Below are 26,639 nucleotides of genomic sequence, written 5' to 3' on the forward strand. Positions count from 1 at the left end.
GGCTTTGGAGCTGCCGCCGCCCGGGGCGGGGCCAGGACTGGCACGGAACCAGGATGAAACTTCAGGACCTCCTGGGCGATCAGGCGACGCTCGACGCCCGCATCGCCGCTGTCGAGATCTCCGGCCTCGCGGTGGACAGCCGCGCCGTGCGGCCCGGCGACCTGTTTTTTGCTCTGTCCGGCACCAAGACCGATGGCGCCCGCTTCATCGCGGCGGCGATCTCGGCCGGCGCGGTCGCCGTGGCCGGCGCGGCGGGCCCTGGAACGGAGCTGGCCGTGCCATTCATCGCGCTGCCCAACCCTCGGCGGGCGCTCGCGCTCGCTTCATCTCGGTTCTATCCGCGCCAGCCGGCGACCATTGCCGCCGTCACCGGCACCAGCGGCAAGACGTCGGTCGCCGCCTTCACGCGCCAGATATGGCAGCGCCTCGGCCACAGTTCGGCCAGCATCGGCACCGTCGGGCTGGTGTCGGACAAGCGCACCGTCTACGGCTCGCTGACGACGCCGGATCCGATCGCGCTGCATCGGCAGATCGACGAGATCACGCAGGATGGCGTCACCCATCTGGCGTTCGAGGCCTCGTCGCATGGGCTCGATCAATTCAGGCTCGATGGTGTCAGGGTCTCGGCCGGCGGGTTCACGAACCTGTCGCGCGACCACATGGACTATCATCCTGATATCACGCACTACCTCAACGCCAAGCTGCGGCTGTTCCGCGATCTCGTGCCGCCGGGCGGCCCTGCCGTGATCTCGGCTGATCATGAGTGCTCGCCGGAGGTCATCGCCGCGGCGCAGACACGCGGTCTTCGCCTGATGACGGTGGGAACGCATGGGGACGGCGCTGGAGAGGGCATCCGGCTGGTGGCCACTGCAATCGACGGCTTTGCTCAGCAGCTCCAGATCCAGCATTGCGGCCGCATGCATGCGGTCCGCCTGCCGCTGGTCGGCGCGTTTCAGATCGAGAATGCGCTGGTCGCGGCGGGCCTTGCGATCGGCACCGGCAGCGATCCGCAAGCCGTGTTCGAATCTCTCGAGCAGCTCGAGGGCGCCAGGGGCCGGCTCGAGCTGGTCGGCGAGCACAATGGTGCACCCATCTTCATCGACTACGCGCACAAGCCGGACGCGCTTGCCAAGGCGCTGCACGCGCTGCGGCCCTATGCTGCGCGAAAACTCGTCGTCGTGTTCGGCGCCGGCGGCGACCGTGACACCGGCAAGCGCCCTTTGATGGGCGCGATCGCCGCTGAAGGGGCCGACAGCGTCATCGTCACCGACGACAACCCGCGCAGCGAGGATCCGGCTGCGATCCGCGCCGCGATCCTCGCCGCCGCACCCGGTGCGCGCGAGATCGGCGATCGGGCGGAGGCGATCGAGGTCGCGATTGGCGAGCTGCAGCCCGGCGATGCGCTCGTGATCGCCGGCAAGGGCCACGAGACCGGACAGATCATCGGCAGCAATGTTCTGCATTTCAGCGATCACGAAGCGGTCGCGGACGCGTTGGCATCGAGGACACCATGACGAAGGCGCTGTGGACCGTGGCGGAGGCGGCGCGCGCGCTCGGCCTCGCCGGTGACTATCCGGAGAGCCCGATCGATTTCGTGACGCAGGACAGCCGTGCCGTGAAGCCCGGCAGCCTGTTCGTTGCGCTGAGCGGCACGCCGAGCGGTGGCTTCGTGTCGAGCTTCGCCTCCAGCCGCGACGGCTGGGAGTTTGCGGCCAACGCCGAAGCGGCCGGCGCCGTCGCGATGATCGTGCCGCACAGGATCGACGGCATCACCGTGCCGCAGCTCGTGGTGCAGGACACGCTGATCGATGGATTGTGGACACTCGCGCGCGCTGCAAGGGCGCGCTTTCATGGCCCGGTGATCGGGCTCACCGGCAGCGCCGGCAAGACCTCGACCAAGGAGTTCATCGCCGCCTATCCCGGAGCGTCAGCCAGCCCGTCGAGCTTCAACAATTTCTGGGGCGTGCCGCTGACGCTGTGCAATGCCGATCCGGGCGCTTCGGTCTGGGTCGTCGAGATGGGCATGAATCAAAAAGGCGAGATCGCGCGGCTGACGGAGCTGTCGCAGCCGACGGTGGCTCTCGTCGTCAACGTGCAGCCGGTGCACCTGGAGAAGCTCGGCAGCCTGGAAGCGATCAGGAAAGAGAAAGTCTCGATCGCGTGCGGGCTGCCGGCTGACGGCGTTCTCGTGCTGCCGGCCGATCTCGCTGCGCCGGAATGGACGGGCAAAGTGACCCGCTTCGGTGGCGGCGCTGACGTGCGCGAGCTCGCGCACACCTCGCGCGGCGACAGCTGGGATGTGTCGGCAGACATCGCCGGTCGCCGCGTCGCCTTCACGGTGACGCCGGGGGCGCCGCATCGCCTGCACAATGCGCTGGCGGCGCTCGCCTCCATCGCAGCAGCCGGGCTCGATCCGGCGCTGCTCGCGCCGACGCTCGGCCAGGTCGGCATCATGACGGGCCGCGGCGTCGAGCAGACCATCGGCGACATCGTTCTGATCGACGACAGCTTCAACGGCAATCCGGCCAGCATGGCGGCTGCGCTCGACAGCCTGCAGGCACGGCCGGTGCGGAGGCGGCGCATTGCCATCATCGGCGACATGCTTGAACTCGGCGACGAGGCGCCGGCCTATCATCAGGGGATGGTCGCTCATCTCGCCGGGGTCGACGGCGTCTATTGCGTCGGTCCGCTGATGCGTCACCTGTTCGACAACCTGCCGCAAGCGAAGCGGCTCGGCTGGCACGAGGATCCGGTGACGTTGGATCCCGGTCGGGTCGCGGCGCTGCTTGCGCCGGGCGACGTCGTCGTCATCAAGGGCAGCAAGAAGATCTTCTGGGTCAACAAGTTCGTGTCGAAGCTCGCCGCGGCGCTGCAGGGCGTCGGTTGAAATCGGGCGATATCGCGGCGCGGCAGAAGGATAGTTTTCCACTGGTGGCCGAAGCGGTCATGCCGGACGGATCATTCCCGTCGGGCTACGATTCGCACCCGGCCCCGTTCATGGTTAAAAGAGACTGGACCGGATTCGCGCACGAGCAACCGTGTTGGCGTGGCTTAGTCTCGGTGAGGCGGCATAGGCGGGTTGGATGTTCTACTGGTTGATCGAGCTGACGAATACGTTTCCGAGCCTTTCGGTGTTTCGCGGGCTCTTGAACGTGTTCCGTTACATCACCTTCCGGACCGGCGGCGCCGTCGTCACCGGCGCGCTGTTCGTGTTCCTGTTCGGCCCCTGGATCATTGATCATCTCAGGCTGCGTCAAGGCAAAGGCCAGCCGATCCGCACCGACGGCCCGCAATCGCATATCATCAGCAAGAAGGGTACGCCCACGATGGGCGGGCTGATGATCCTCTCGGGGCTCGTCGTCTCCACTGTGCTGTGGGCCAATCCGCTCAATCCCTATGTCTGGATCGTGCTCGCGGTCACGCTCGGCTTTGGCTTCGTCGGCTTCTATGACGACTATCTGAAGGTCACCAAGCAGTCGCATTCGGGCTTCGCTGGCCGCCTCAGGTTGCTGATCGAGGCTGCAATCGCGCTGGTCGCCTGTTATGCGCTGGTTCGCCTCGGCCGCGATCCATCCTCGACAGGGCTGGCGATTCCCTTCTTCAAGGACCTCGTCTTCAAGTTCGGCTGGCTCTATGTCATTTTTGGCGCCTTCGTCATCGTCGGCGCAGGCAATGCCGTCAACCTGACCGATGGCCTCGACGGCCTTGCGATCGTGCCGGTGATGATTGCCTCGGCGAGCTTCGGTCTGATCGCCTACCTCGTCGGCAATGCCGTGTTCTCCGACTATCTGCAGATCCATTACGTCGCGGGCACCGGCGAGCTCGCCGTGCTCTGCGGCGCGGTGTTGGGCGCGGGCTTAGGCTTCCTCTGGTTCAACGCGCCGCCCGCCTCGATCTTCATGGGCGACACCGGCTCGCTCGCGCTCGGCGGGATGCTCGGCTCGATCGCGGTCGCCGTGAAGCACGAGATCGTGCTGGCGGTGATCGGCGGCCTGTTCGTGCTGGAAGCAGTGTCGGTGATCGTGCAGGTCGCGTCGTTCAAGCTGACCGGCAAGCGCATCTTCAGGATGGCGCCGATCCACCATCATTTCGAGCAGCTCGGCTGGACCGAGCCGCAGATCGTGATCCGGTTCTGGATCATCTCGGTGATGCTGGCGCTCGTCGGTCTCTCCACCCTGAAGCTGCGCTGATGGGTCCGTATGCCATGGATTGTCATTCCGGGGCGCGCGCAGCGCGAACCCGGAATCCCGAGATTGCGGATCAGCGCTGCGCGGTGTCCGGAACGACGGAGTTCTTCCCATGATCCCCGTCACCTCATTCGCCGGCAAGACCGTCGCTGTGTTCGGACTCGGCGGCTCGGGGCTGGCTTCGTGTCATGCCCTGCGGGCCGGCGGCGCCGAAGTGATCGCGGCCGACGACGGCGCCGATCGGATGACGGAAGCGGCGAAGGCGGGTTTCATCACCGCCGATCTGCGCACCGTCTCCTGGGCGAACTTCGCCGCGCTGGTGCTGGCGCCGGGCGTGCCGCTGACCCATCCCGTGCCGCATTGGAGCGTGCTCAGGGCACGCGAGGCCGGCGTCGAGGTGATCGGCGACATCGAGCTGTTCTGTCGCGAGCGCAGGCGGCACGCGCCGGATGCGCCGTTCGTCGCGATCACCGGCACCAACGGCAAGTCGACCACGACCGCGCTGATCGCGCATCTGATGCGGGTCGCCGGCTACGACACCCAGATGGGCGGCAATATCGGCACCGCGATCCTGTCGCTCGAGCCGCCGCGCATGGGCCGCGTCCACGTCATCGAGATGTCCTCCTACCAGATCGACCTGACGCCCTCGCTCGATCCGAGCGTCGGCATCCTGATCAACGTCAGCGAGGACCATCTCGACCGTCACGGCACGATCGAGAACTACGCGGCCGTGAAGGAGCGCCTCGTCGCCGGCGTGAAGCCGCAAGGCACCGCGATCGTCGGCGTCGACGACGGTTTTTCGCGCGCGATCGCCGACCGGCTCGACCAGGCCGGCAAGCGCGTCGTGCGCATCTCGGTCAAAAATCCGCTGGCTGACGGGCTGTATGTCGAGCACGAGACCATCCTGCGCAGCTCAGGCGGGGCGCGCAGCGAGGTTGTGCGGCTCGGTGGCATCGGCTCGCTGCGCGGCCAGCACAATGCGCAGAATGCGGCCTGCGCGGCGGCGACTGCGCTCGCGCTCGGTGTCAAGGAGGACGTCCTGCAGCAGGGGCTGCGCAGCTTTCCCGGCCTGGCGCATCGCATGGAGCAGGTCGGCCGCCGAGCCAACGTGCTGTTCGTCAACGACTCCAAGGGCACCAATGCGGATGCGACCGCGCATGCGCTGTCGTCTTTTGCCGACATCTTCTGGATCGCCGGCGGCAAGTCCAAGGCCGGCGGCATCACCAGCCTCGCAGGCTTCTTCCCGCGCATCCGCAAGGCCTATCTGATCGGCGAGGCGGCCGCGGAGTTCGCCGGCACGCTCGGTGACAAGGTGGCGCACGAGATGTCCGGCACGCTGGAGATCGCGGTGGCGCAGGCGGCTGCAGACGCTGAAGCCTCCGGCCTGAAGGAGGCCGTGGTCCTGCTGTCGCCGGCCTGCGCTTCGTTCGACCAATTCCGCAACTTCGAGATCCGCGGCACGCGCTTCCGCGAGCTGGTGCAGGCTCTGCCGGGCGTGAACCCGGTGGCGTAGCTTCATCGCGACGGTACGGTGTGTTGGATTCTCCTCTGCGCGGAGGATGACGGTGTTTGCTCAGCAGGCCGGACGCTTGAACGATACGACGCGCATCTGCAGCAGCACACACCGGTGTCGTCCCGGCGAACGCCGGGACCCATACCCCCATGAAGCGGTTTGAGGCACGCGGGTCGTTGGCATTTTGTCCGTTCACGATGGCCGCGGCGTATGGGTCCCGGATCGGCGCCGCGACGCGCTGGCGCGTCACGGCTTGTCCGGGACGACAGCGGAGGAATCCTTAACCCTTCAATAACCATCCTGGGCGCCAATGGTCTGATTCCTTAAGGCCTCAGGTGGACGCCCGATGCTCTCCCGTGAAGAACGCAATCCGCTGTCCGACTGGTGGTGGACGGTGGACCGCCCGCTGCTCGGCGCCATCCTCGCCTTGATGCTGTGCGGGGTGATCCTGTCGCTGGCGGCCAGCCCTCCGGTCGCGACCCGGATCGGGCTCGATCCGTTTCACTTCTTCAACCGCCACGTCCTGTTCCTGCTGCCGTCCTTCATCGTGCTGATCGGCGTCTCCTTCCTGTCGCCGCGCCAGATCCGGCGCAGCGCGCTGGTGGTGTTCGCGGTCGCCATCGTGCTGATCGTGCTGACGCTCGCGATCGGGCCGGAGGTGAAGGGCTCGCGGCGCTGGATCACGCTGATCGGCGTCAACATCCAGGCGTCCGAGGCCGCGAAGCCGGCCTTCGTCGTGGTTTCCGCCTGGCTGTTCTCGGAATCGGCGCGGCGGCCCGACATGCCGGCGACCACGATGGCGCTGGTGCTGCTGATGATGCTCGTGTCGCTCTTGGTGATGGAGCCGGATTTCGGCCAGACCATGCTGGTCCTGATGGTCTGGGGCTCGCTGTTCTTCATCGCCGGCATGCGCATGATCTGGGTCGCGGGCCTCGCCGGCGCCGCGGCCGCTGGTCTGTTCGGCGCCTATCTGCTGGTCCCGCACGTCGCCGGCCGCATCAAGCGCTTCATGAACCCGGCATCGGGCGACACCTTCCAGGTCGACACCGCGATGGAGGCGTTCTCCAACGGCGGCTGGTTCGGGCTGGGGCCGGGCGAGGGCATCGCCAAGCGCAGCCTGCCGGACAGCCACACCGATTTCGTGTTCGCGGTCGCCGCCGAGGAGTTCGGCATCATCCTCTGTCTGGCGCTGGTCGCGCTGTTCGCCTTCATCGTGATCCGCACGCTGTCGCGCGCCTATGCGACCGAGGACGGCTTTGCGCGCTTCGCGGCCTCGGGTCTGGCGATCCTGTTCGGCATCCAGGCGGCCATCAACATCTCAGTCAACCTGCAGCTGATCCCGGCCAAGGGCATGACCTTGCCCTTCATCTCCTACGGTGGCTCCTCGATCGTGTCGCTGGCCTATGGCGTCGGCATGATGCTGGCGCTGACCCGACAGCGGCCGCGGATGGAGGTCGAGGCCGGCGACGCAGCCGGCGCGCTGCGCAATTACGCCTAGGCCGCCTGGCTCGCAATGACCGCACATTGCCTGTAAACAAGCGCATGACCTCAACCGCGCCTCTCATTCTGCTCGCGGCCGGCGGCACCGGCGGCCATCTGTTTCCTGCTGAAGCGCTCGGTGTCGAGCTGATCAGGCGCGGCTATCGCGTCCGTCTCGTCACCGATGAGCGCGCGCTGCGATACAGCGGCCTGTTCACCCCGGACATGATCGACGTGGTGCCGAGCGAGACCGTGCGCAGCCGTTCGCCGTTGGCGCTGGCCCGCACCGCGCTGCTGCTCGGCAGCGGCACCATCGCGGCCTTCAACCTGATGCGGCGGCTCAAGCCCGCGGCCGTGATCGGCTTCGGCGGCTATCCGACCGTGCCGCCGCTGCTGGCGGCGCGGCTCGCCGGCGTGCCCAGCCTGATCCACGACGCCAACGCCGTGCTCGGCCGCGCCAACCGTTTCCTGTCCGCGCATGTGAAGGCGATCGCGACGTCGCTGCCTGGCGTGCTCGACCGCGATCCGGCGCTTTCGGCGAAGACCACCACGGTCGGCACGCCGATGCGTCCTGCCATCCTCGAAGCGGCGGCCATGCCCTATGTGGCGCCGGAGACTTCGGGCCCGTTGCGGCTGCTCGTCGTCGGCGGCAGCCAGGGCGCGCGCATCATGAGCGACATCGTGCCCGGCGCGATCGAGCGGCTGGAGCCGGCCCTCTGGGACCGACTGGTGCTGACCCAGCAGGTGCGGCAGGAGGACATGGTGCGGGTGCGCGCGGTCTATGACCGGCTCAAGATCAATGCCGACCTGCAACCCTTCTTCACCGACCTGCCGGCGCGGCTTGCTGCCAATCACCTCGTGATCTCGCGTTCCGGCGCCGGTACCGTCGCCGAGCTCGCCGCGATCGGCCGTCCTTCGATCCTGGTGCCGCTGCCGGGCGCTATCGACCAGGACCAGTTTGCCAATGCCGGCGTGCTCTCGGACGCGAACGCCGCGATCCGGATCGTGCAGAGCGAATTCATCTCCGACAGGCTGGCCTCCGAGATCTCGGCGCTCGCCGCCGAGCCCACGCGTCTCGCAGCGATGGCCCAGGCTGCGCGCGCGGCCGGGCGGCTCGATGCCGCCGAGCGGCTGGCCGACCTCGTGATCAGGACGGCGGCGCTCTAGTTGATCGAGTGCGCGGTGATGCGATGACGAACCGGATCGCTGACCAGGGCGCCATCGCGGCGGATGATCATCCGATGCGTTTGCGACGCCATCCGTCCTTCGTGCCCGTGTTCGTCGGATTTTGCGATCAGCTGATTGCGCCCCTGCGCGGTCAGCGCCTGATGATCAAGCTGTTCGGTCAGCGCGCCCCGACGGAAATTGCTGCGCACATCGTGATGATGCACATGTCGGCGCGCAAGTCGGCCGAGCGGCCGACCCTGACGCGCCTGCAGATGCGGCTGCCGGGACCGCGGCAGACGGCGGCGTTCGTCGCGCTGTTGCGCGGTCTGTCGCTGGTGACCGTCGAGCGCGATCCCGGGGACGCCCGCATCCGCTATCTGGTGCCAGGCGCCGTCATCCTCGAGGGTCTGCGAGGCTGGCTTGCCATGCATCTGGATTGCCACGCGCTGTTGACGCATGCCGACGGACTGAGCCTTCGTCTGCAGGACGACGCCGCGTTCTACGCGGAGACGATCCGGCAATGTGCGAGCTGGCTCTGCCGCGACAACCGGCCCCTGACGGGATTTCCCGATCTCGCCTGGACCGACGAGCACGACAGCGGCATCCATCTGGCGCTGACACTCGTCGCCCGTTCCGCCGCTGGGCGCGAGGCCGTCGAGATTTCGACGGCGGAGCTTGCGACCTCGCTGGGCGTCTCGCGCTCCCATATCCGCAATCTGCTGGCGACAATGGAGGAGCGCGGTCTGCTGCGCTTTGGCGACGGGCGCCGGCATCTGACGCTGATGCCGGATTTCGTGGCTTCCGTGGAGGCCTGGTTCTGCCACCAGGTGTGCTGGCTCGCGGCCGCAGCCGCGCGTGCGGATCGCGCGCTGCGGCCAGCTTGACGCGTCAGATCATCGTGACCCGGCCGGAGCCGATGTCATAGATGCCGCCGACGATCTTCACCTTGCCCTCGGCGACCATGCGGCCGACGATCGGCTTGGCGGTCGACAGGCGCCGGACATTGTTGCGCACGTTCTCCGCGGTGGCCTCGGCCAGCAGGTCCTGCGGCTTCTTCGCGATCGCGGCCTCGACGCCGGGTTTGAGCGCATTGATCAGGGCGGGCAGGTGGCCAGGCAGCTTGGTGCCGTCCTTGAGCACCTTGATCGTGGCATCGATGGCGCCGCAGCCGCTGTGACCAAGCACCAGCACGAGAGGCGTGCCGAGGAACTTGACGCCATATTCGAGGCTGGCGAGACCGTCGTCGTTGACGAAATTGCCGGCGACCCGGACCACGAACAGCTCACCGGGCCCCTGATCGAACACCAGCTCCGGCGCGACCCGTGCATCGGCGCAGCTCACGATCGCGGCGATCGGGTACTGTGCCGCGGCGCGCGCCGCGCGGCCGGCCGAGAAATCCTTGTTGTCGAGATTGCCGGCGACGTAGCGCGCGTTGCCATCGACGATGCGCTTCATCGCGTCGTCCGGCGAGATCGCGTTGGGGGGTGTTGCGATGTCGCTCGTCTGCTTGGCTTCCTTCGCAAACGCCGGAAGCGCGCCGAGCGCCGCGGCAGCCAGCACTGCGCCGCCGCCGAGCAGCCGACGGCGGGACAATACGGGAGGGTGCGTTTCACACAGCGAGCACATCGGCGGGGATTCTCCATCAAGAGTTGAAAGATGCGCGACCGGCACGCCGGCCGCGGCACTACCCATGCCACGCGAACTGACGCGGTGAACGCGCAAAAATTGCAGGTATCCCGTTGGGACGGGTTTGCGTGGGATCGCGCTTAACAATTTGTGAAGCGGGCATCCCCGGCGGGAACTGCTCGCCCATCGCGGCCGCGAAGCTGCCAAAATCGGCCAAAATCGGGCGGGCGCCTGCGAATTTGGCGATGTTTACGGCCGGGGCGGACTTGTCCAGGCCAGTCATGTCTTGCAAGAAGGGCTGATGATTCGCGGTCGCGCCCCTCCGCCGGGCGCCCGGAACCCTTGAGACGAGACGCCCCATGAGACTGCCGCGCGAGATCGGACCCATCCACTTCGTCGGGATCGGCGGCATCGGCATGAGCGGCATCGCCGAGGTGCTGTGCAATCTCGGCTACACGGTGCAGGGTTCGGACGCCTCGGACAATGCGAACGTCGCACGCCTGCGCGAGAAGGGCATCACCGTCAGCGTCGGGCACAAGGCCGAGAACGTCGCCGGCGCGGACGTGGTCGTCGTCTCCACTGCGATCAAGCGCGACAATCCGGAGCTGATGGCGGCGCGCGCCCAGCGCATCCCCGTCGTCCGCCGCGCCGAGATGCTGGCCGAGTTGATGCGGCTGAAGAGCTGCGTCGCGATCGCCGGCACCCACGGCAAGACCACGACCACCTCGATGGTCGCGGCGCTGCTCGATGCCGGCGGGCTCGATCCGACCGTCATCAATGGCGGCATCATCAATGCCTACGGCACCAATGCGCGGCTCGGCGGCGGCGAGTGGATGGTGGTCGAGGCGGACGAGAGCGACGGCACCTTCCTGAAGCTGCCGGCGGATGTCGCCATCGTCACCAATGTCGATCCCGAGCATCTCGATCACTTCAAGACCTTCGACGCCGTGCAGGAGGCGTTCCGCACCTTCGTCGAGAACGTGCCGTTCTACGGCTTTGCCGTGATGTGCATCGATCACCCGGTGGTGCAAACGTTGGTCGGCAAGATCGAGGACCGCCGGATCATCACCTACGGCGTCAACCCGCAGGCCGATGTGCGCCTCGTCGATCTCACGCCGATGGGCGGCGGCTCCCGCTTCAAGGTGGTGTTCCGCAATCGCAAGAGCGGCGCGACGCACGAGATTGCCGACATCGCGCTGCCGATGCCCGGCCGGCACAACGCCTCGAATGCAACGGCGGCGATCGCGGTCGCGCGGGAGCTTGGCCTGTCCGACGAGGCGATCCGCAAGGCGATTGCCGGCTTCGGCGGCGTCAAGCGCCGTTTCACCCGCACCGGCGAATGGAATGGCGTGACCGTGATCGACGATTACGGCCATCACCCGGTCGAGATCGCGGCCGTGCTGAAGGCGGCGCGCGAATCCACCAACGGCAAGATCATCGCCGTGGTGCAGCCGCATCGCTACACAAGGCTGCAGTCGCTGTTCGAGGAGTTCTGCACCTGCTTCAACGACGCCGACGCCGTCGTCGTCGCCGATGTCTATCCGGCTGGTGAGGCGCCGATCGAGGGCATCGACCGTGATCATTTCGTGCTTGGCCTACGCGCCCACGGCCATCGCGACGTGGTGCCGCTGCCGAAGGCCGCGGACCTCGCCGGCATCGTCAAGGGCCTCGCCAAGCCGGGCGATCTCGTCGTCTGCCTCGGCGCCGGCAACATCACGCAATGGGCCTACGCGCTTCCCAACGAGCTCAAGGCGCTGGGGTGACCAGGTGAGCTTGACGAAGCGGGTCCCTGCCACACGGTACGCTCTGCTCTCTCCCCCCTTGTGGGGGAGAGGTGGAGAGGGGGGGCGTACCACGCACGCCGGCGCCTGGGGCTCACCCCCCTCCCTGACCCTCCCCCACGAGGGGGCAGGGAACGGAGAGTGCGTGCCGACCCTGACGATGTCGGGGCACGATGCGAGAGCGGCCGCATGACCTTCCCCGACATCACCCCCGACCTCAAAGCCGTCATGCCGGAGCTGCGCGGGCGGCTGCTGGCCAATGAGACCCTGGCGCCGTTCACATGGTTTCGCGTCGGCGGTCCGGCGCAGGTGTTGTTCACGCCGGCCGATGCCAACGACCTCACTTATTTCCTGAGGCGGCTTCCAGCCGATCTGCCGGTCACCGTCATTGGCGTCGGTTCCAACCTCATCGTGCGCGACGGCGGGGTGCCCGGCATCGTCATCCGCTTGGCGCCGCGCGCGTTCGGTGAGGTCAAGGCGGAAGGCGACATCGTTACGGCCGGCACGGCTGCGCTCGACAAGCGCGTGGCCGAGGTCGCAGCCTCCGCCAATCTCGCCGGCCTCGAATTCCTGTTCGGCATCCCCGGCACGATCGGCGGCGCGTTGCGGATGAATGCCGGCGCCAATGGCGGCGAGACCAAGGACATCCTGGTCGAGGCGATTGCGATCGACCGCAGCGGGGAGACCCGTCTCTTCAACAATGCCGAGATGAAGTTCACCTACCGCGCGAGCGGCGCCGATCCGTCGCTGATCTTCACGGCAGCGCGCTTCCGCGGCACGCCGTCGGCGCCGGAGGCGATCCGGGCGCGCATGGCCGAGGTGCAGGCGCATCGTGAGACGGCGCAGCCGATCCGCGAGAAGACCGGCGGCTCGACCTTCAAGAATCCGCCCGGACATTCCGCCTGGAAGCTGGTCGATTCCGCGGGCTGCCGCGGCCTCAAGGTCGGCGGCGCCCAGGTTTCCGAAATGCACTGCAACTTCCTGATCAACACCGGCGATGCCACGGCCGAGGACATCGAGACGCTCGGCGAGACCGTGCGTGCGCGGGTCAAGGCGAGTTCGGGCATCGAGCTGCAGTGGGAGATCAAGCGGATCGGAGTCAAGGCGAGCTGATCGCCCCGCTTGCTCAAGTGACGTCAGCGCAATCGCGACTGCGGTTGTGAGATCAACCGAGAAGACATTGATGCGCACCACGATTTTGTTCGGCGGCTCCAACAAGGAGCGCCTCGTCTCGGTCGCCAGCACCAAGGCGCTGCATGCCGCGCTGCCCGAGGCTGACCTCTGGTTCTGGGAGGCCGACGACACGGTGCATCAGGCGAGCGGCACGGCGCTGGTCGCGCATGCGAAGCCGTTCGAGGAGCCGTTCACCGCCGATGGCCCCCGGATCGGGACGCTCTCCGAGGCTCTCGATCGCGCCAGGGCCGAGGATCGGGTTCTGGTGCTCGGTCTCCACGGTGGCCGGGCGGAGAATGGCGAGCTTCAACTGATGTGCGAGCTTCGCGGCGTGCCGTTCACCGGCTCGAGCTCGGCCGCCTCGCACCTCGCCTTCGACAAGGTCGCGGCGAAGCGCTTCGCCGTGCTCGGCGGGGTGACGGCGGCCGAGGGCGTCGCGCTCGATGACGCCGAAGCGGCGCTGGCGCGCTACGGCAGGCTGATCGCCAAGCCGGTGAAGGATGGATCGAGCTTCGGGCTGATCTTCGTCAACGCCAGCCAGGACCTCGTTGCCGTCAAAGCGGCAGCCGCGACCGAGGAGTATCTGATCGAGCCCTTCGTCACCGGGACGGAGGCGACCTGCGGCGTGCTCGAACAATCCGATGGCGCGCTGATCGCGCTGCCGCCGATCGAGATCCTCCCCGCAGACGGCGCCTTCGACTATTTCGCGAAGTACCTCGCCGCGGCGACGAAGGAAATCTGTCCCGGCCGCTTCAGTCCGGAGGTGACGGCCGCGCTGCAGACGGAGGCGATCAAGGCGCATCGCGCGCTGTCCTGCGGCGGCTATTCGCGCACCGACTTCATCGTCTCGGCCAATGGCCCCGTCTATCTCGAGACCAACACGCTGCCCGGGCTGACCGCGGCCTCGCTGTATCCCAAGGCGCTCGCGGCACAGGGCATCGCCTTCGTCGATTTCCTCAATCAGCAGATCGCCTTGGCCGAGGGGCGCAGTCGCCGATCAAACGTGCGGTAGACGCACCGGAGGTCCCCCGGCCCGGCGTCCCCCGATGGTTCCTGTAACCTGTAAAATGCTTAAGAATTCCAGGCAAGGTCCTCATAAATCGGAGAAAAAATTCGTCTCTCCGGATCGATTTTACTTTTTGTTTACCAGGACGTCCGAAGGTTAACGCTGGCGCCTCAGTGGTGCTCGGCTGCCGGGTCGTGACGTCACCAGTGTCCGGCCGGCCGGGAGCGCAGGCGCGGGTCCGCGAGTATCTGCGGGCGCAACAGTTTGATGAGCTCGTGCAATGGATGGTGCAGGACGCCTCGCTCGATCGCAGAGGCCTCAAGCGAACCTGAAAGCCGCTGCCCTTGGCGCGGCAATCCTGCTGCGCGAGTATGTCTCGGCCCGCCTTCCGCGTGTCCGCTTCGCGCGGGGATACACGAAGCAACCTCTGGGCCGGCGGTCGACCCGAAGAGATCTTGCGCCGATGCAGGCCGCGCTCGCGCCGATGGTCGAGCGTGAGGCGCCGCCGCGCGTGGTCGAGCTCGTCGAGCGCTATCTGCCGCGCCGGCTCGGCACCGTGGCGACCGTGGTGCTCTTGTTCGGCAGCGTCTGGCTCGGCATCGTCAAGGGCGGCCACGCCCAGGACGTCAGCGCGGCCCTGTCCGACACCCGCAATGCGCTGGCCAATGCGGCCGGCTTCCGCATCACGGCCGTGGCGATCAATGGCCGCAGGCAGCTCACTCAGGACGAGATCCTCGCCGTCGGCGGCGTCACCGGCCGCTCCTCGCTGCTGTTCCTCGATGCCGCCGCCGTGCGCGACAGGCTCAAGGCCAACCCCTGGATCGCCGACGCCACGGTGCAGAAGTTCTTTCCGAACCAACTGCAGATCGACGTCGTCGAGCGCAAGGCGTTCGCGCTCTGGCAGCAGGAGGGCCGCCTCTCGGTCATCGCCGATGACGGCGCCGTGCTCGAGCAATATGTCTCGCGCCGTTTCCTGACGCTGCCGTTGGTGGTCGGCAAGGGGGCCGAGAGCCGCGCGCGCGATTTCCTGGCGCTGCTCGCCCGCTACCCGCAGGTGCGCGCCGTCACCAAGGCCGCCGTGTTCGTCGGCGAGCGGCGCTGGAACCTGCGTACCAAGGACGGCCTCGACATTCGCCTGCCCGAGCACGATGTCGGCAACGCGCTCGCCACCCTGACCCAGCTCGATCAGGACGATCGGCTGTTCTCACGCGACATCGTCGCCATCGACTTGCGGCTGCCGGACCGCCTGACGGTGCAACTGTCCGAGGACGCAGCGAAGGCGCACGACGAGCTGTTCAAGGACAAGAAGTCCAAGAAGAAGGCCGGTGACGCATGACCGGCTTCGATCGCCAGACTCCGAAGACGCGCCCGATGGGCCAGAAGCGCACCGCGCTTGTGGCCTCTCTCGATGTCGGCACCAGCAAGATCGCCTGCATGATCGCGCGGCTGAAGCCGGCGCCGCCCAGCGACGCGCTGCGCGGCCGCACCCACACGGTCGAGCTGATCGGCTACAGCCAGATCCAGTCGCGCGGCGTCAAGGCCGGCGCCGTCGTCGATCCCGTCGAATGCGAGCAGGCCGTGCGGCAGGCGGTCGCGCTGGCCGAGCGCATGGCCAGGGTGCGGGTCGAGTCCGTGCTGCTGCCGGTCGCCGGCGGCCGCGTCATGGGCCATCTGATCGAGGCCACCTCGGACATTCGCGGCGGCGCCGTGACCCAGGCCGATGTCAGCCGCGTGACCTCAACCGGCATGCATCACGCCACCGGCGACGGGCGCGCGGTGCTGCATGCCTTGCCCGTCGGCTACACGCTCGATGGCGTGAAGGGCATCCGCGACCCCCGCGGCATGCTGGCGCGGCAGTTCGGCGTCGACATGAACGTGGTCACGACCGACGCCACCGTGGCCAAGAACCTGATGCTCGTGGTGGAACGTTGCCATCTCAACGTCGAGGCCATGGCGGCAAGCCCGTATGTTGCCGGGTTGTCGGTGCTGACCGACGACGAGGCCGATCTCGGCGCTGCCGTGGTCGAGATGGGGGCGGGCACCACGACGATCGCGATATATTCCGGCGGCCGCTTCGTCCATGCCTCCGGTTTTGCGCTCGGCGGGCACCACGTGACCATGGATCTTGCGCGCGGACTATCAGCGTGCATTGCAGATGCCGAGCGAATCAAGACGTTATATGGCACGGTGCTGACTGGCGGGTCCGACGCGCGTGAGTTGATGTCTGTTCCGACGGCCGGTGACAACGAGCGGGATGTTCCGCAGATCGTGTCCCGCGCCACCATCGCGAACATCGTCAGGCACCGCGCAGAGGAGATTTTTGAAATGGTCCGCGACCGGCTGAAGGATTCGCCCTTTGCGGCAGAACCCAAGGCGCGCGTCGTCCTCAGCGGAGGCGCCTCCCAGCTGACGGGGCTGGTCGAGCTTGCGACCCGGATCCTCGACCGCCCGGTGCGTGTCGGCCGCCCGCTTGGCTTCGGCCGTCTTCCCAACGAGGCCAAGAACGCCGCCTTCGCGGTGCCGACGGGGCTGCTGGTCTATCCGCAATACGCGCACCTCGAACATGTCGAACCGCGGCATACGCGGCAGGTCGGGACAGGAACCGACGGCTACTTCGGAAAGGTCGGACGATGGCTACGCGAGGGCTTCTGATGACCGGTTTCCATCCCATGCGATTTCCAACAACACCAACCGCGGCCGGCGGCCGGGGCGAACCCACCCGCGCGTGATCGAGAGGCAATCATGGCACTCACTATTACCCCTCCTGATATCCACGAGCTGAAGCCCCGGATCACCGTGTTCGGGGTCGGCGGCGCGGGCGGCAACGCCGTCAACAACATGATCACGGCTGGCCTTCAGGGCGTCGACTTCGTCGTCGCCAATACTGACGCGCAGGCGCTGACCATGTCCAAGGCGCAGCGCATCATCCAGATGGGCACGCAGGTGACCCAGGGCCTCGGCGCCGGCTCGCAGCCGGATGTCGGCGCCGCCGCCGCACAGGAGGTGATCGACGAGATCCGCGATCACCTTTCGGGCGCCAACATGGTGTTCGTGACCGCCGGCATGGGCGGCGGAACCGGCACCGGTGCAGCTCCGGTCATCGCCAAGACCGCGCGCGAGATGAACATCCTCACCGTGGGCGTCGTCACCAAGCCGTTCCACTTCGAAGGCGCGCGCCGCATGCGCACCGCAGAATCGGGCATCTCGGAGCTGCACAAGGTCGTCGACACGCTGCTGATCATCCCGAACCAGAACCTGTTCCGGGTCGCCAACGAGAAGACCACCTTCGCGGACGCCTTCGCGATGGCCGACCAGGTGCTCTATTCCGGCGTCGCCTGCATCACCGACCTGATGGTCAAGGAAGGCCTGATCAACCTCGACTTCGCCGACGTCCGCGCCGTCATGCGTGAGATGGGTAAGGCGATGATGGGCACCGGCGAGGCCTCCGGGGACAAGCGCGCGCTGACCGCGGCCGAGGCCGCGATCGCGAACCCGCTGATCGACGATTCCTCGATGAAGGGCGCCCGTGGTCTCCTGATCTCGATCACCGGCGGCAAGGACCTCACGCTGTTCGAGGTCGACGAAGCCGCGACCCGCATCCGCGAGGAGGTCGACCAGGACGCCAACATCATCGTCGGCGCCACCTTCGACGAATCGCTGGACGGCCTGATCCGGGTGTCGGTGGTTGCCACCGGCATCGAGCAGGCGCAGTTCAACCGGAACGTTACGACCTCACAGCCGGCGGCGGCTGTCGCTCCGATTGCCGCCGCCCCGACCGCTGTTGCGGGTCTTCCTGAAAGCCGCCTCGCCGATCTGACCGCGCGCCTGCGCGCCGACAATCAGCGCCTGGCTGAACGCGCCGCCAAGCTCGAGCAGCAGGCGTCGCAGGCTCCGGCCGTCGCCGCTCCGGCACCCGCGCCGATGGCGCCTGCGCCGCGTCCGGCGCCGAATCTCGAGCGCGATACGCTGGCCGCCGTCGCGGCCGCGATGGCAAGCGAGCCCGGTCCGTCGGCTGCCCCGGCGCAGGCAGCGTCCTATGGCGATGTGACGGTGCGCCCGATTGCACAGAAGCCGTCGCTGTTCCCGGAGCCCGAGGCGCAGCGCGCGGCTCCGATCGAGCCGGCGGCCTTGCCCGAGACCTTCATTCCGCAGGCCGCCGAGCGGGTTCCGGTTCGCGCGCCGCGCATGCCGAAGTTCGAGGACCTGCCGATGCCGGCCCAGGCCGAGATTCGTCAGGCGAGGGGCGACGAGGGCGACGAGCATCCGCAGAAGACCCGGATGTCGCTGCTGCAGCGTCTCGCAAATGTCGGTCTCGGCCGCCGGGACGAGGACGCCGAACCTCTGCTGCCGGTGCGGACCGCGGGTCCTGCCATGCCGCAGATGCCGCCCCTGCCGGAACGGAAGCCGCAGCGGAACGTTGCTCAGCAGGTTGCGAGCCACGAATCGCCCGTCTCGGAGTATGCCCGCCGTCCCGCGCCGCAGGGGCTGGATGTCCATGGCCGTCCCGCGCCTGTGTCCCCGGCGCCACAGGGAGACGACCATTTGGATATCCCGGCTTTCCTCCGCCGGCAGGCAACCTGAGAATTGTTACAGCCCTGACGGTGCTGAACAGGCCCGGCTCGCGAGAGCCGGGCCCTTTTTTTGGTCTCGCGGCGCGCGCTGATCTCCCTTCAACTAACTGATTTTAAATGATTAATTATTCTTTCGGTGTTTGGATCGGGAACCAGGAGGGTTAAGGCCACGTTCCAGTTTGGTTAAGGGTTGGCGCGAATACGGCAGAGATGGGGTAACAATCCGTAAAGAAGCGTGAGTTGGCGCTCTTTGGGGCTCTCGTTAAGTTCTGCCGTGACTTGGGGATGCCTGAAAGTGAGTCGGTTCGCGAGGGGCGACCGATGAAGGGTCAGGCGGGGTCTTGGGCGATCGTCGATGAAATTCAGCCGGCAAACAACGCTTCGTTCGCAAGCCACCGTCACCGGTGTAGGCGTCCACTCTGGTGCGCCTGTCAGCCTGACGATTGGCCCGGCGCCGATCGATGCGGGGATCGTGTTCCTCCGCACCGGCCTCGATGGGGCCGACCGCGAGGTCCAGGCCTCCTTCGGTTCGGTGATCGCGACCGAGCTCGCGACGGTGCTCGGTGACCGCAACGGCCCGTTGGTCTCGACCGCCGAGCATGTTCTCGCCGCGTTGCGCGGCATGGGCGTCGACAACGCCCTGATCGAGGTCGACGGCCCCGAGGTACCGATCATGGACGGTAGCGCTGCGCCGTTCGTCGCTGCCATTGACCAGGCCGGGATCGTCAATCAGTCGGCTCCACGGCGTTACATTCAGGTGCTCAAGCCGGTCCAGGTGACCATGGGTGCCTCGACGGGCGAGCTGCGTCCCAACAACTCCGGCTTCCGGGTCGAAGCCGAGATCGATTTCACCAATCCCGTGATCGGCCGCCAAGCCTATCATTTCGAACTCAATCCCGAGCGCTTCCGCCGCGAGATCGCCCGCGCCCGTACCTTCGGCTGCATGAGCGACGTGTCGCGGCTGTGGAGCGCCGGTTTCGCGCTCGGCTCCTCCTTCGACAACACGCTGGTGTTCGACGAGGACCGTCTGCTCAATCCCGAAGGTCTGCGCTACGCGGACGAATGCGTCCGCCACAAGGTGCTGGACGCGATCGGTGATCTGGCGCTGGCCGGCCTGCCGATGCTCGGAACCTATCGTTCGGTCCGTGGCGGTCACAAGCTCAACCACGCGGTCCTGACCGCTCTGATGGCCGATCGCACCGCCTGGCGGATCGTCGAAGGCGAGACCGTGCGGCGTCCCCGCGTGGCCGCGGACGCCGTCGGTGGCATGGTCGGTGGCATGGTCGCCCCGGCCTACGGTCCGGACGTGTCCTGAGCGCCTGCTGCGAGGCTCGAGCGAACGGATAGCGTCCCTCGTGGGGCGCGATGGGGCAACACGATTCTGCTGTCGGTATTTGCTCGGCTGCAGATCTCGTACGCTGAATTTTTTGTCATTGATTGTTGCCGACCGCATCCTTCCTCATGGACGGGCTGTCGGCATTTCCAGGTTTTCCCGCGGCTTCTTCAGCGATAACCATGATGCACGGCGGCAGCCTCGATCTTGCCTTAATCCGGGCGGATTGGCTTCCTATGCGGTTGGTTGATGAAGTGTTTTCGGCTAGAGAGGCCGGGGCCGCGTGATGCGTGCCACTGGCGGGGCTCTTCCTTCGCGGTCATGAAGCGACCTTCATGGTGCGCGGCGTAGATCAGATCACAGGCATCGGGTTCCAAAGAAGCATGTCGATACAGCGTCTCACGCGCGACCTCCGTCATCCCGCAGCAAGCATCGGCCGGCTCCGCCTCGCCGCGTCGCTGATCCTGCTGGCGCCGTTGTTGAGCGGCTGCGGCACCGGCGGACTCTGGGACAAATTCCTGGCCAAGGACGACACCTTCGTCGATGAGCCCGCGGACAAGCTCTACAATGAGGGCTTGTTCCTGATGAACGAGAAGAAGGACGTCAAAGGCGCGACCAAGAAGTTCGAGGAGGTCGATCGCCAGCATCCTTATTCCGACTGGGCCCGCAAATCGCTGCTGATGTCGGCCTACGCGTCCTATCAGGCCGGCGACTACGACGGCTGCATCGGCGCTGCCACCCGTTACGTGACGTTGCATCCGGGCAGCCCGGACGCGGCCTATGCGCAATACCTGATCGCCGCGTCGCATTACGACCAGATCCCGGACATCAGCCGCGATCAGGGCCGCACCGAGAAGGCCATTGCCTCACTCGAAGAGGTGGTACGCAAATATCCGACCTCCGAATACGCCACCAATGCCAAGGCCAAGATGGAGGGCGCCCGCGACCAGCTCGCCGGCAAGGAGATGGATGTCGGCCGCTATTACATGCAGAAGCGCGACTACACGGCCGCCATCAACCGCTTCAAGGCGGTGGTGACGCAGTATCAGACCACGCGGCACGTCGAGGAAGCGCTGTATCGCCTGACCGAGGCCTACATGACGATCGGCATCGTCGGCGAAGCCCAGACGGCGGCGGCTGTGCTCGGGCACAATTTCCCCGACAGCAAGTGGTATAAGGACGCCTACAATCTCGTGAAGTCGGGCGGCGTCGAGCCCGAGGAGAACAAGGGCTCCTACATCTCTCGGGCCTTCAAGAAGCTGGGCCTGGGCTGAGCGGTCGGCCAAATCGGCTGGTCGGTCTGGCTTTGTTCTGTATTCTTGTTTTGTTCTCTATTTGCTGCTAGCATTGAGTCGTTCGCTCAGGGGCGTTCCGCCCCGTTACGAAGGACTTCGGTTCCATGCTGGCGCGACTGTCGATCCGTGACATCGTCCTGATCGAACGACTCGATCTCGAATTTTCCCATGGACTTGCGGTGCTGACCGGCGAGACCGGTGCCGGCAAGTCGATCCTGCTCGACGCCTTTGCTCTCGCTCTCGGCGGCCGCGGCGACGCCAGCCTGGTGCGCCACGGCGCCGACCAGGGGCAGGTCACGGCCGTGTTCGAGATCGGCAAGGATCATCCCGCCGCCAGGATCCTCGCCGCCAACGGCCTGGATGCCGATGGCGAGATGATCCTGCGCCGCGTTCAATACGGCGACGGCCGCACCCGCGCCTTCATCAACGACCAGTCGGTCAGCGTGCAGACGCTGAAAGCGATCGGCGCCACCCTGGTCGAGATCCACGGCCAGCATGACGAACGTGCGCTGGTCGATGCCGCCACCCACCGCCGGCTGCTGGATGCCTTTGCGGGCCTGGAGAAGGATGTCGCCGCGGTCGAGGCGCTCTGGGCGGCCCGCCGGACCGCGGTCACGGCGCTCGATGAGCATCGTGCGAGCATGGAGCGCGCGGCCCGCGAGGCCGATTATCTGCGGCATGCCTCGGACGAGCTGAAGAAGCTGGCGCCAAAGGAGGGCGAGGAGACGCAGCTCGCCGCCCGCCGCACCGCCATGATGCAGGGCGAGAAGATCGCAGGCGATCTGCGTGACGCGCAGGATGCCGTCAGCGGCAACCAGTCGCCGATTGCCGCGCTGGCTGCGGCGGTCCGCCGGCTGGAGCGACGCGCGGTCAGCTCGCCCGCGCTGGTCGATCCAGCGGTGAGGGCTATCGATTCGGCGATCAACGCCCTGGAGGAGGCCGATCAGCATCTGACGGTGGCGCTCGCGGCCACCGATTTCGATCCGCTGGAGCTGGAGCGCATCGAGGAGCGGCTGTTCGCGCTGCGCGCGGCCGCGCGCAAATATTCGACGCCGGTGGACGGTCTGGCTGCTTTGGCTGCCAAATATGCCGCCGATGTGATCCTGATCGATGCCGGCGCCGAGCAGTTGAAGAAGCTGGAAGCGGCGGCGGCGGCGGCTGATGCGCGCTATGCCGCGGCGGCGGCCAAGCTGTCGGCGGCGCGGACCAAGTCGGCGGAGAAGCTGAACCGGGCCGTCCATGCCGAACTCGCCCCGCTCAAGCTCGAACGCGCCAAGTTCATGACCCAGGTCGACAGCGACGCCGAGGCGCCGGGGCCGGAGGGCATCGACCGCGTCGAGTTCTGGGTGCAGACCAATCCGGGCACGCGGCCGGGCCCGATGATGAAGGTCGCCTCGGGCGGCGAGCTGTCGCGGTTCCTGCTGGCGCTCAAGGTCGTGCTGTCCGACCGCGGCTCGGCGCCGACCTTGGTGTTCGACGAGATCGACACCGGCGTTGGCGGCGCGGTCGCCGATGCCATCGGCGCCCGGCTGGCGCGGCTCGCGCACGGGGTTCAGGTGATGGCCGTGACCCATGCGCCGCAGGTCGCGGCGCGGGCGGACCAGCATTTGTTGATCTCCAAGGATGCGCTCGACCGCGGCAAGCGCGTCGTCACCCGGGTCAATACGCTCGCCACCCTGCACCGCCGCGAGGAGATCGCCCGCATGCTGGCCGGCGCCGAGGTCACCGCCGAAGCCCGCGCCGCCGCCGACCGGCTGCTGGAGGCTGCGGCGGCATAAGCCGAGGGATCGGGCCGAACGCTTTTGGCTCCGGCGTGCGCATTGTGTAAACCGTCGTTTCGGGGCGGCCTTCGGGCCGTCCCGCCATGACGAGCAGACAGTACGCAGCATGCCCAAGACAGCAAAACCGAAGCAGCCCGTCGACGTTGCCGATCTCACCAAGGCCCAGGCCAAGGTGGAATGGAAGCGGCTGGCGCTGGAGCTCGAGACCCACGACAGGCTCTATTATCAGGATGACGCGCCGAAGATCTCGGACGCCGCCTATGACGAGCTGCGTCGCCGTTTCAATGCGATCGAGAAGCGTTTCCCTGAGCTCGTCAGCAGCGAGTCTCCGTCACAGAAGGTCGGCGCGGCTCCCTCCGGCCGGTTCAAGAAAGTGCGGCACGCGGTGCCGATGCTGTCGCTCGACAACGCCTTCGCCGAGGAGGACGTGCGCGACTTCGTCGGCCGCATCGCGCGCTTCCTCAAGCTTGCCGACGATCGCATCGATTTCTCGGCCGAGCCGAAGATCGACGGGCTGTCGATGTCGCTACGCTATGAAGGCGGCGAGCTGGTCACCGCCGCGACCCGCGGTGACGGCGCCGAGGGCGAGGATGTCACCGCCAACATCCGCACCCTGAAGGACGTGCCGCACAAGCTGCACGGCCGCAACCTGCCCGACATCTGCGAAGTGCGCGGCGAGGTCTACATGACCAAGCAGGCCTTCCTCGCGCTCAACGAGCGCCAGAAGGAAGCGGGCGACACCATCTTCGCCAACCCGCGCAACTCCGCCGCAGGTTCGCTGCGGCAGAAGGATCCGGCCATCACCGCCTCGCGTCCCCTCGGCTTCTTCGCCTATGCCTGGGGCGAAATGAGCGCGATGCCGGCGGAGACGCAGAGCGGCATGATCAAATGGTTCGAGCGTTGCGGCTTCACGACCAATCCGCTCACGAGGCTCTGCCACTCGGTGGAGGAGCTGATCGCGTTCCATCATCACATCGAGGAGCAGCGCGCCGAGCTCGACTACGATATCGACGGCGTCGTCTACAAGGTCGACCGCATCGACTGGCAGGAGCGGCTCGGATTCGTGTCGCGCACGCCGCGCTGGGGCATCGCGCACAAGTTTCCGGCCGAGCGCGCCATGACCGTGCTCAAGGACATCGAGATCCAGGTCGGCCGCACCGGCTCGTTCACGCCGGTCGGCAAGCTTGAGCCGGTCGGTGTCGGCGGCGTCATCGTGCAGAACGTGACGCTGCACAATGAGGACTACATCAAGGGGATCGGCAACAAGGGCGAGGTGCTGCGCGAGGGCCGTGACATCCGGATCGGCGACACCGTCGTGATCCAGCGCGCCGGCGACGTCATCCCCCAAGTGGTCGACGTCCTCATCGACAAACGGCCGGAGCACGCCAAGGAATTCCACTTCCCGAAGACGTGCCCTTGTCCGCTGCATACCGACGTCGTGCGTGAGGAGATTGCGACCGGCGAGGAGGGCTCGCGCGCCCGCTGCACCGGCGAGTTCGCCTGTCCATTCCAGAAGATCGAGCACCTCAAGCTGTTCGCCTCGCGCCGCGCTTTCGACATCGATGGTCTCGGCGAGAAGCAGATCCAATTCTTCTTCGACCAGGGCTGGGTCAAGGAGCCCGCCGACATCTTCACGCTGGCCGCACGCAACAGCAAGCTGAAGCTCGAGGAGATTGAGGGCTATGGCGAGACCTCGGTGCGCAATCTCTTCAATGCCATCGACGCCCGGCGCGAGATCGCGCTGGAGCGCTTCATCTTTGCGCTCGGCATGCGCCATGTCGGCGAGACCACGGCGCTGGCGTTGGCGCGCGGCTACGGCTCCTGGGATGCGTTCCACGAAGCCTGTCTCAAGGTCGCCAACGGCGACGAGGAGGCGATCGCGGAGATGGATGCGCTCGACCAGATCGGCGACACCGTGATCAAGAGCGTCGCCGCCTATTTCGGCGAGGACCACAACCGCGGCATCGTCGAGCGGCTGACTAAGGAGGTCAAGATCCTCGACGCAGAGAGGCCGAAGCGCAATTCGCCGATCGCCGCCAAGACTGTCGTGTTCACAGGCACGCTGGAAAAGATGACGCGCGATGAGGCCAAGGCGACTGCCGAGCGGCTCGGTGCGAAAGTGTCGGGATCGGTGTCGAAGAAGACGGACTACGTCGTCGCCGGTCCGGGGGCAGGCTCAAAGTTGAAGGACGCGCAAAAGCACGGCGTGCAGGTGCTCACCGAGGACGAGTGGCTGCAGCTGATCGGGGAGTAGCAGCTCCGCAATGTTGGTTGCGACAGACGCTGGATGCGACACCAACAGTTGTCATCATCCGCGAAAGCGGATGATCCAGTATTCCAGAGGCATTTGTCATAGGGCCGAGACGCCTCGGCCTACTGGATACCCGCCTGCGCGGGTATGACGCCGAGAGTGACGCGCGGTCGTGCAGTCGCTCACGCACCTCCCTCACATTACCCCGGCTTCGTCCTCTTCCGCCGTCTCGATCAGCTCCTTCGTCACCTTCATCTGCGTGCGCGGAACCAGGAAGATCATGCTGCAGGCGCAGGCGAGGGACAGGGTGAGCATCGCTGATGTCAGCGGCAGCGTGCTGCTGAAATGGCCGCCGAGCCAGGCGCCGAGCTGCGACGTCAGCGCGCCCACGCCCATTTGCAGGAATCCCATCGCGCCGGAAGCGGTGCCGGCTGCGCCCGGCCGGACGCTGATGGCACCGGCTGCGGAATTCGCCATCACGGCGGCATTGGCGAACATCAGCAGCATCTGCGTGCCGAACAGCACTGATGGCACCTGGTTGAAACCGAACAGGCTCCACGTGAAGTTCAGCGCGGCACTGGTGAGCTGCAGTCCCAATCCGAACCAGATCAGCCGATCGAGCGAATGGCGCGGCGCGTAGCGCACGCAGAACAGGTTGCCGACGAAATAGGCGAAGCCCGTGGTCGCAAACCACGCGCCATACTCCGCCGAGGAGCGGCCCATCTGCACCTCGACGATATACGGCCCGCCGCCGGCGAAGGCGAAGATGATCTGCGACGCCAGCACCTGGCACAGCATGTAGCCGAGGAAGGCGCGGCTCCTGACGAGCATGGCGACGTCGCGGCGGAAGCTCGCGCCTTCGATGCGGGCAGGGCGCGTTTCCGGCAGGGTCAAGGTCACGGCGATCGCGATCACGATCGACAGCGCGGCGACGACGTAGAAGATGGCGTGCCAGCCGAACGCGATCTCGATCAAGCCGCCGGTCAGCGGCGACAGCATCTGCGCGATCATCATCACCGCGACGACGAGGCTGATCATCGCGCCGATGCGCTCGCGCGGATAGAGATCGCGGATGATGGCGCGGCTGATCACCATGCCGCTGGCGCCGCCGAGCGCCTGGAAGAAGCGCGCCGCGATCAGCTGGGGCAGAGTGTCGGCGAAGATGCAACTGACGCTCGCGACGATCGACAGCGCGAGCCCTGCAAGCATCACGGGGCGGCGGCCGAAGCGGTCGGAGAGCGGCCCGAGCAGCAGCTGCGAGATCGCGATGCCGGCCATGTAGAACGACACCGTCATCTGCACGACGGAGGCGTCGCGCCCGAACGTGGTCGCGAGCAGCGGCAGGGCCGGCACCAGCAGGTAAAGCGAGATCGGCGCCAGCCCGGTCATGACGACCAGGAGGACCAGCACGGTGCGCGAGGGGACGGCGCGCGGTGGCGCCGCCCCGGGCGGTCTGCTGATCATTCCATGCATGGT

At 66.8% G+C, this 26,639-nt stretch carries 20 protein-coding genes; 17 read left to right on the top strand and 3 right to left on the bottom strand.

The features are described 5' to 3' along the window. Positions 1 to 53: 53 nt before the first annotated feature. The 6 genes from QX124_RS03395 to murG all read left to right on the top strand — a co-directional run bounded on the left by QX124_RS03395 (position 54) and on the right by murG (position 8,346). Complete coding sequence (locus QX124_RS03395; protein WP_315796273.1) at positions 54 to 1,514, top strand: UDP-N-acetylmuramoyl-L-alanyl-D-glutamate--2,6-diaminopimelate ligase; 1,461 nt, start codon at positions 54 to 56, stop codon at positions 1,512 to 1,514. After that, positions 1,511 to 2,887, top strand: a complete 1,377-nt coding sequence (murF, locus tag QX124_RS03400; RefSeq protein WP_315796274.1) for a UDP-N-acetylmuramoyl-tripeptide--D-alanyl-D-alanine ligase — start codon at positions 1,511 to 1,513, stop codon at positions 2,885 to 2,887. Before QX124_RS03395 ends, murF begins: the two co-directional genes overlap by 4 nt. A 196-nt stretch (positions 2,888 to 3,083) precedes the next feature. Continuing rightward, positions 3,084 to 4,190 (top strand): phospho-N-acetylmuramoyl-pentapeptide-transferase, encoded by a 1,107-nt coding sequence (mraY, locus tag QX124_RS03405; protein WP_315736774.1) that lies wholly within the window; start codon positions 3,084 to 3,086, stop codon positions 4,188 to 4,190. Positions 4,191 to 4,299: 109 nt separating this feature from the next. After that, positions 4,300 to 5,700, top strand: coding sequence for a UDP-N-acetylmuramoyl-L-alanine--D-glutamate ligase (gene murD / locus QX124_RS03410; protein ID WP_315796275.1), 1,401 nt, complete (start codon positions 4,300 to 4,302; stop codon positions 5,698 to 5,700). Between the two features lie 346 nt (positions 5,701 to 6,046). After that, on the top strand, positions 6,047 to 7,198 hold the full coding sequence (ftsW, locus tag QX124_RS03415; RefSeq protein ID WP_315736776.1) for a putative lipid II flippase FtsW: 1,152 nt from the start codon (positions 6,047 to 6,049) through the stop codon (positions 7,196 to 7,198). A 44-nt stretch (positions 7,199 to 7,242) separates the two neighbouring features. Continuing rightward, positions 7,243 to 8,346: an undecaprenyldiphospho-muramoylpentapeptide beta-N-acetylglucosaminyltransferase gene (gene murG / locus QX124_RS03420; RefSeq protein ID WP_315796276.1), complete on the top strand. Its 1,104-nt coding sequence runs from the start codon at positions 7,243 to 7,245 to the stop codon at positions 8,344 to 8,346. Here murG and QX124_RS03425 read toward each other — a convergent pair. Further along, entirely contained in the window at positions 8,343 to 8,570 is a 228-nt protein-coding gene (locus QX124_RS03425; RefSeq protein WP_315796278.1) for a hypothetical protein, read from the bottom strand. The genes murG and QX124_RS03425 overlap by 4 nt on opposite strands. Here QX124_RS03425 and QX124_RS03430 point away from each other — a divergent pair, their 5' ends adjacent. Then, entirely contained in the window at positions 8,571 to 9,230 is a 660-nt protein-coding gene (locus QX124_RS03430; RefSeq protein WP_315796280.1) for a helix-turn-helix domain-containing protein, read from the top strand. It abuts the gene before it with no gap. Positions 9,231 to 9,234: 4 nt separating this feature from the next. Here the strand turns inward: QX124_RS03430 and QX124_RS03435 are convergent, their stop codons facing one another. Next, positions 9,235 to 9,972, bottom strand: coding sequence for a carbonic anhydrase (locus QX124_RS03435; protein WP_315771395.1), 738 nt, complete (start codon positions 9,970 to 9,972; stop codon positions 9,235 to 9,237). A 359-nt stretch (positions 9,973 to 10,331) separates the two neighbouring features. Between QX124_RS03435 and murC the strand changes: the two genes are divergently transcribed. The 10 genes from murC to ligA all read left to right on the top strand — a co-directional run bounded on the left by murC (position 10,332) and on the right by ligA (position 25,166). Next, positions 10,332 to 11,735, top strand: coding sequence for a UDP-N-acetylmuramate--L-alanine ligase (murC, locus tag QX124_RS03440; protein WP_315796282.1), 1,404 nt, complete (start codon positions 10,332 to 10,334; stop codon positions 11,733 to 11,735). Between the two features lie 207 nt (positions 11,736 to 11,942). Beyond that, complete coding sequence (murB, locus tag QX124_RS03445) at positions 11,943 to 12,866, top strand: UDP-N-acetylmuramate dehydrogenase (RefSeq protein WP_315796284.1); 924 nt, start codon at positions 11,943 to 11,945, stop codon at positions 12,864 to 12,866. Between the two features lie 70 nt (positions 12,867 to 12,936). Then, positions 12,937 to 13,938, top strand: a complete 1,002-nt coding sequence (locus tag QX124_RS03450; protein ID WP_315796287.1) for a D-alanine--D-alanine ligase — start codon at positions 12,937 to 12,939, stop codon at positions 13,936 to 13,938. 274 nt (positions 13,939 to 14,212) lie between these two features. Further along, positions 14,213 to 15,268: a cell division protein FtsQ/DivIB gene (locus QX124_RS03455; RefSeq protein WP_315771403.1), complete on the top strand. Its 1,056-nt coding sequence runs from the start codon at positions 14,213 to 14,215 to the stop codon at positions 15,266 to 15,268. Next, the gene (gene ftsA, locus QX124_RS03460) at positions 15,265 to 16,584 is read left to right on the top strand and encodes a cell division protein FtsA (protein ID WP_315736788.1); all 1,320 of its coding nucleotides are present in this window, start codon (positions 15,265 to 15,267) and stop codon (positions 16,582 to 16,584) included. The genes QX124_RS03455 and ftsA overlap by 4 nt, the downstream gene beginning before the upstream one ends. A 90-nt stretch (positions 16,585 to 16,674) precedes the next feature. Then, the gene (gene ftsZ, locus QX124_RS03465; protein ID WP_315736790.1) at positions 16,675 to 18,513 is read left to right on the top strand and encodes a cell division protein FtsZ; all 1,839 of its coding nucleotides are present in this window, start codon (positions 16,675 to 16,677) and stop codon (positions 18,511 to 18,513) included. Positions 18,514 to 18,858: 345 nt separating this feature from the next. Further along, positions 18,859 to 19,818, top strand: coding sequence for a UDP-3-O-acyl-N-acetylglucosamine deacetylase (gene lpxC, locus QX124_RS03470; RefSeq protein ID WP_315771405.1), 960 nt, complete (start codon positions 18,859 to 18,861; stop codon positions 19,816 to 19,818). A gap of 401 nt (positions 19,819 to 20,219) precedes the next feature. After that, positions 20,220 to 21,110: an outer membrane protein assembly factor BamD gene (locus tag QX124_RS03475; RefSeq protein WP_315736792.1), complete on the top strand. Its 891-nt coding sequence runs from the start codon at positions 20,220 to 20,222 to the stop codon at positions 21,108 to 21,110. A gap of 125 nt (positions 21,111 to 21,235) precedes the next feature. After that, a complete protein-coding gene (recN, locus tag QX124_RS03480) occupies positions 21,236 to 22,909 on the top strand; it encodes a DNA repair protein RecN (RefSeq protein ID WP_315736793.1) in 1,674 nt (557 codons plus the stop codon). Between the two features lie 109 nt (positions 22,910 to 23,018). Further along, positions 23,019 to 25,166, top strand: coding sequence for an NAD-dependent DNA ligase LigA (ligA, locus tag QX124_RS03485; RefSeq protein WP_315796291.1), 2,148 nt, complete (start codon positions 23,019 to 23,021; stop codon positions 25,164 to 25,166). Positions 25,167 to 25,358: 192 nt separating this feature from the next. On the opposite strand, the gene QX124_RS03490 is transcribed toward ligA, so the two are convergent. Beyond that, the gene (locus QX124_RS03490) at positions 25,359 to 26,636 is read right to left on the bottom strand and encodes a multidrug effflux MFS transporter (protein ID WP_315736796.1); all 1,278 of its coding nucleotides are present in this window, start codon (positions 26,634 to 26,636) and stop codon (positions 25,359 to 25,361) included. Positions 26,637 to 26,639: the final 3 nt, after the last annotated feature.

Source organism: Bradyrhizobium sp. SZCCHNRI3043, from assembly GCF_032377735.1.
Lineage (GTDB): Bacteria > Pseudomonadota > Alphaproteobacteria > Rhizobiales > Xanthobacteraceae > Bradyrhizobium.

Bases quoted from the DNA above. Each gene is read 5' to 3' on its own strand.
- QX124_RS03395 (WP_315796273.1), top strand. From the start codon at position 54: ATGAAACTTCAGGACCTCCTGGGCGATCAGGCGACGCTCGACGCCCGC.
- murF (WP_315796274.1), top strand. From the start codon at position 1,511: ATGACGAAGGCGCTGTGGACCGTGGCGGAGGCGGCGCGCGCGCTCGGC.
- mraY (WP_315736774.1), top strand. From the start codon at position 3,084: ATGTTCTACTGGTTGATCGAGCTGACGAATACGTTTCCGAGCCTTTCG.
- murD (WP_315796275.1), top strand. From the start codon at position 4,300: ATGATCCCCGTCACCTCATTCGCCGGCAAGACCGTCGCTGTGTTCGGA.
- ftsW (WP_315736776.1), top strand. From the start codon at position 6,047: ATGCTCTCCCGTGAAGAACGCAATCCGCTGTCCGACTGGTGGTGGACG.
- murG (WP_315796276.1), top strand. From the start codon at position 7,243: ATGACCTCAACCGCGCCTCTCATTCTGCTCGCGGCCGGCGGCACCGGC.
- QX124_RS03430 (WP_315796280.1), top strand. From the start codon at position 8,571: ATGTCGGCGCGCAAGTCGGCCGAGCGGCCGACCCTGACGCGCCTGCAG.
- QX124_RS03435 (WP_315771395.1), bottom strand. From the start codon at position 9,972: ATGTGCTCGCTGTGTGAAACGCACCCTCCCGTATTGTCCCGCCGTCGG.
- murC (WP_315796282.1), top strand. From the start codon at position 10,332: ATGAGACTGCCGCGCGAGATCGGACCCATCCACTTCGTCGGGATCGGC.
- murB (WP_315796284.1), top strand. From the start codon at position 11,943: ATGACCTTCCCCGACATCACCCCCGACCTCAAAGCCGTCATGCCGGAG.
- QX124_RS03450 (WP_315796287.1), top strand. From the start codon at position 12,937: ATGCGCACCACGATTTTGTTCGGCGGCTCCAACAAGGAGCGCCTCGTC.
- QX124_RS03455 (WP_315771403.1), top strand. From the start codon at position 14,213: ATGGATGGTGCAGGACGCCTCGCTCGATCGCAGAGGCCTCAAGCGAAC.
- ftsA (WP_315736788.1), top strand. From the start codon at position 15,265: ATGACCGGCTTCGATCGCCAGACTCCGAAGACGCGCCCGATGGGCCAG.
- ftsZ (WP_315736790.1), top strand. From the start codon at position 16,675: ATGGCACTCACTATTACCCCTCCTGATATCCACGAGCTGAAGCCCCGG.
- lpxC (WP_315771405.1), top strand. From the start codon at position 18,859: ATGAAATTCAGCCGGCAAACAACGCTTCGTTCGCAAGCCACCGTCACC.
- QX124_RS03475 (WP_315736792.1), top strand. From the start codon at position 20,220: ATGTCGATACAGCGTCTCACGCGCGACCTCCGTCATCCCGCAGCAAGC.
- recN (WP_315736793.1), top strand. From the start codon at position 21,236: ATGCTGGCGCGACTGTCGATCCGTGACATCGTCCTGATCGAACGACTC.
- ligA (WP_315796291.1), top strand. From the start codon at position 23,019: ATGCCCAAGACAGCAAAACCGAAGCAGCCCGTCGACGTTGCCGATCTC.
- QX124_RS03490 (WP_315736796.1), bottom strand. From the start codon at position 26,636: ATGCATGGAATGATCAGCAGACCGCCCGGGGCGGCGCCACCGCGCGCC.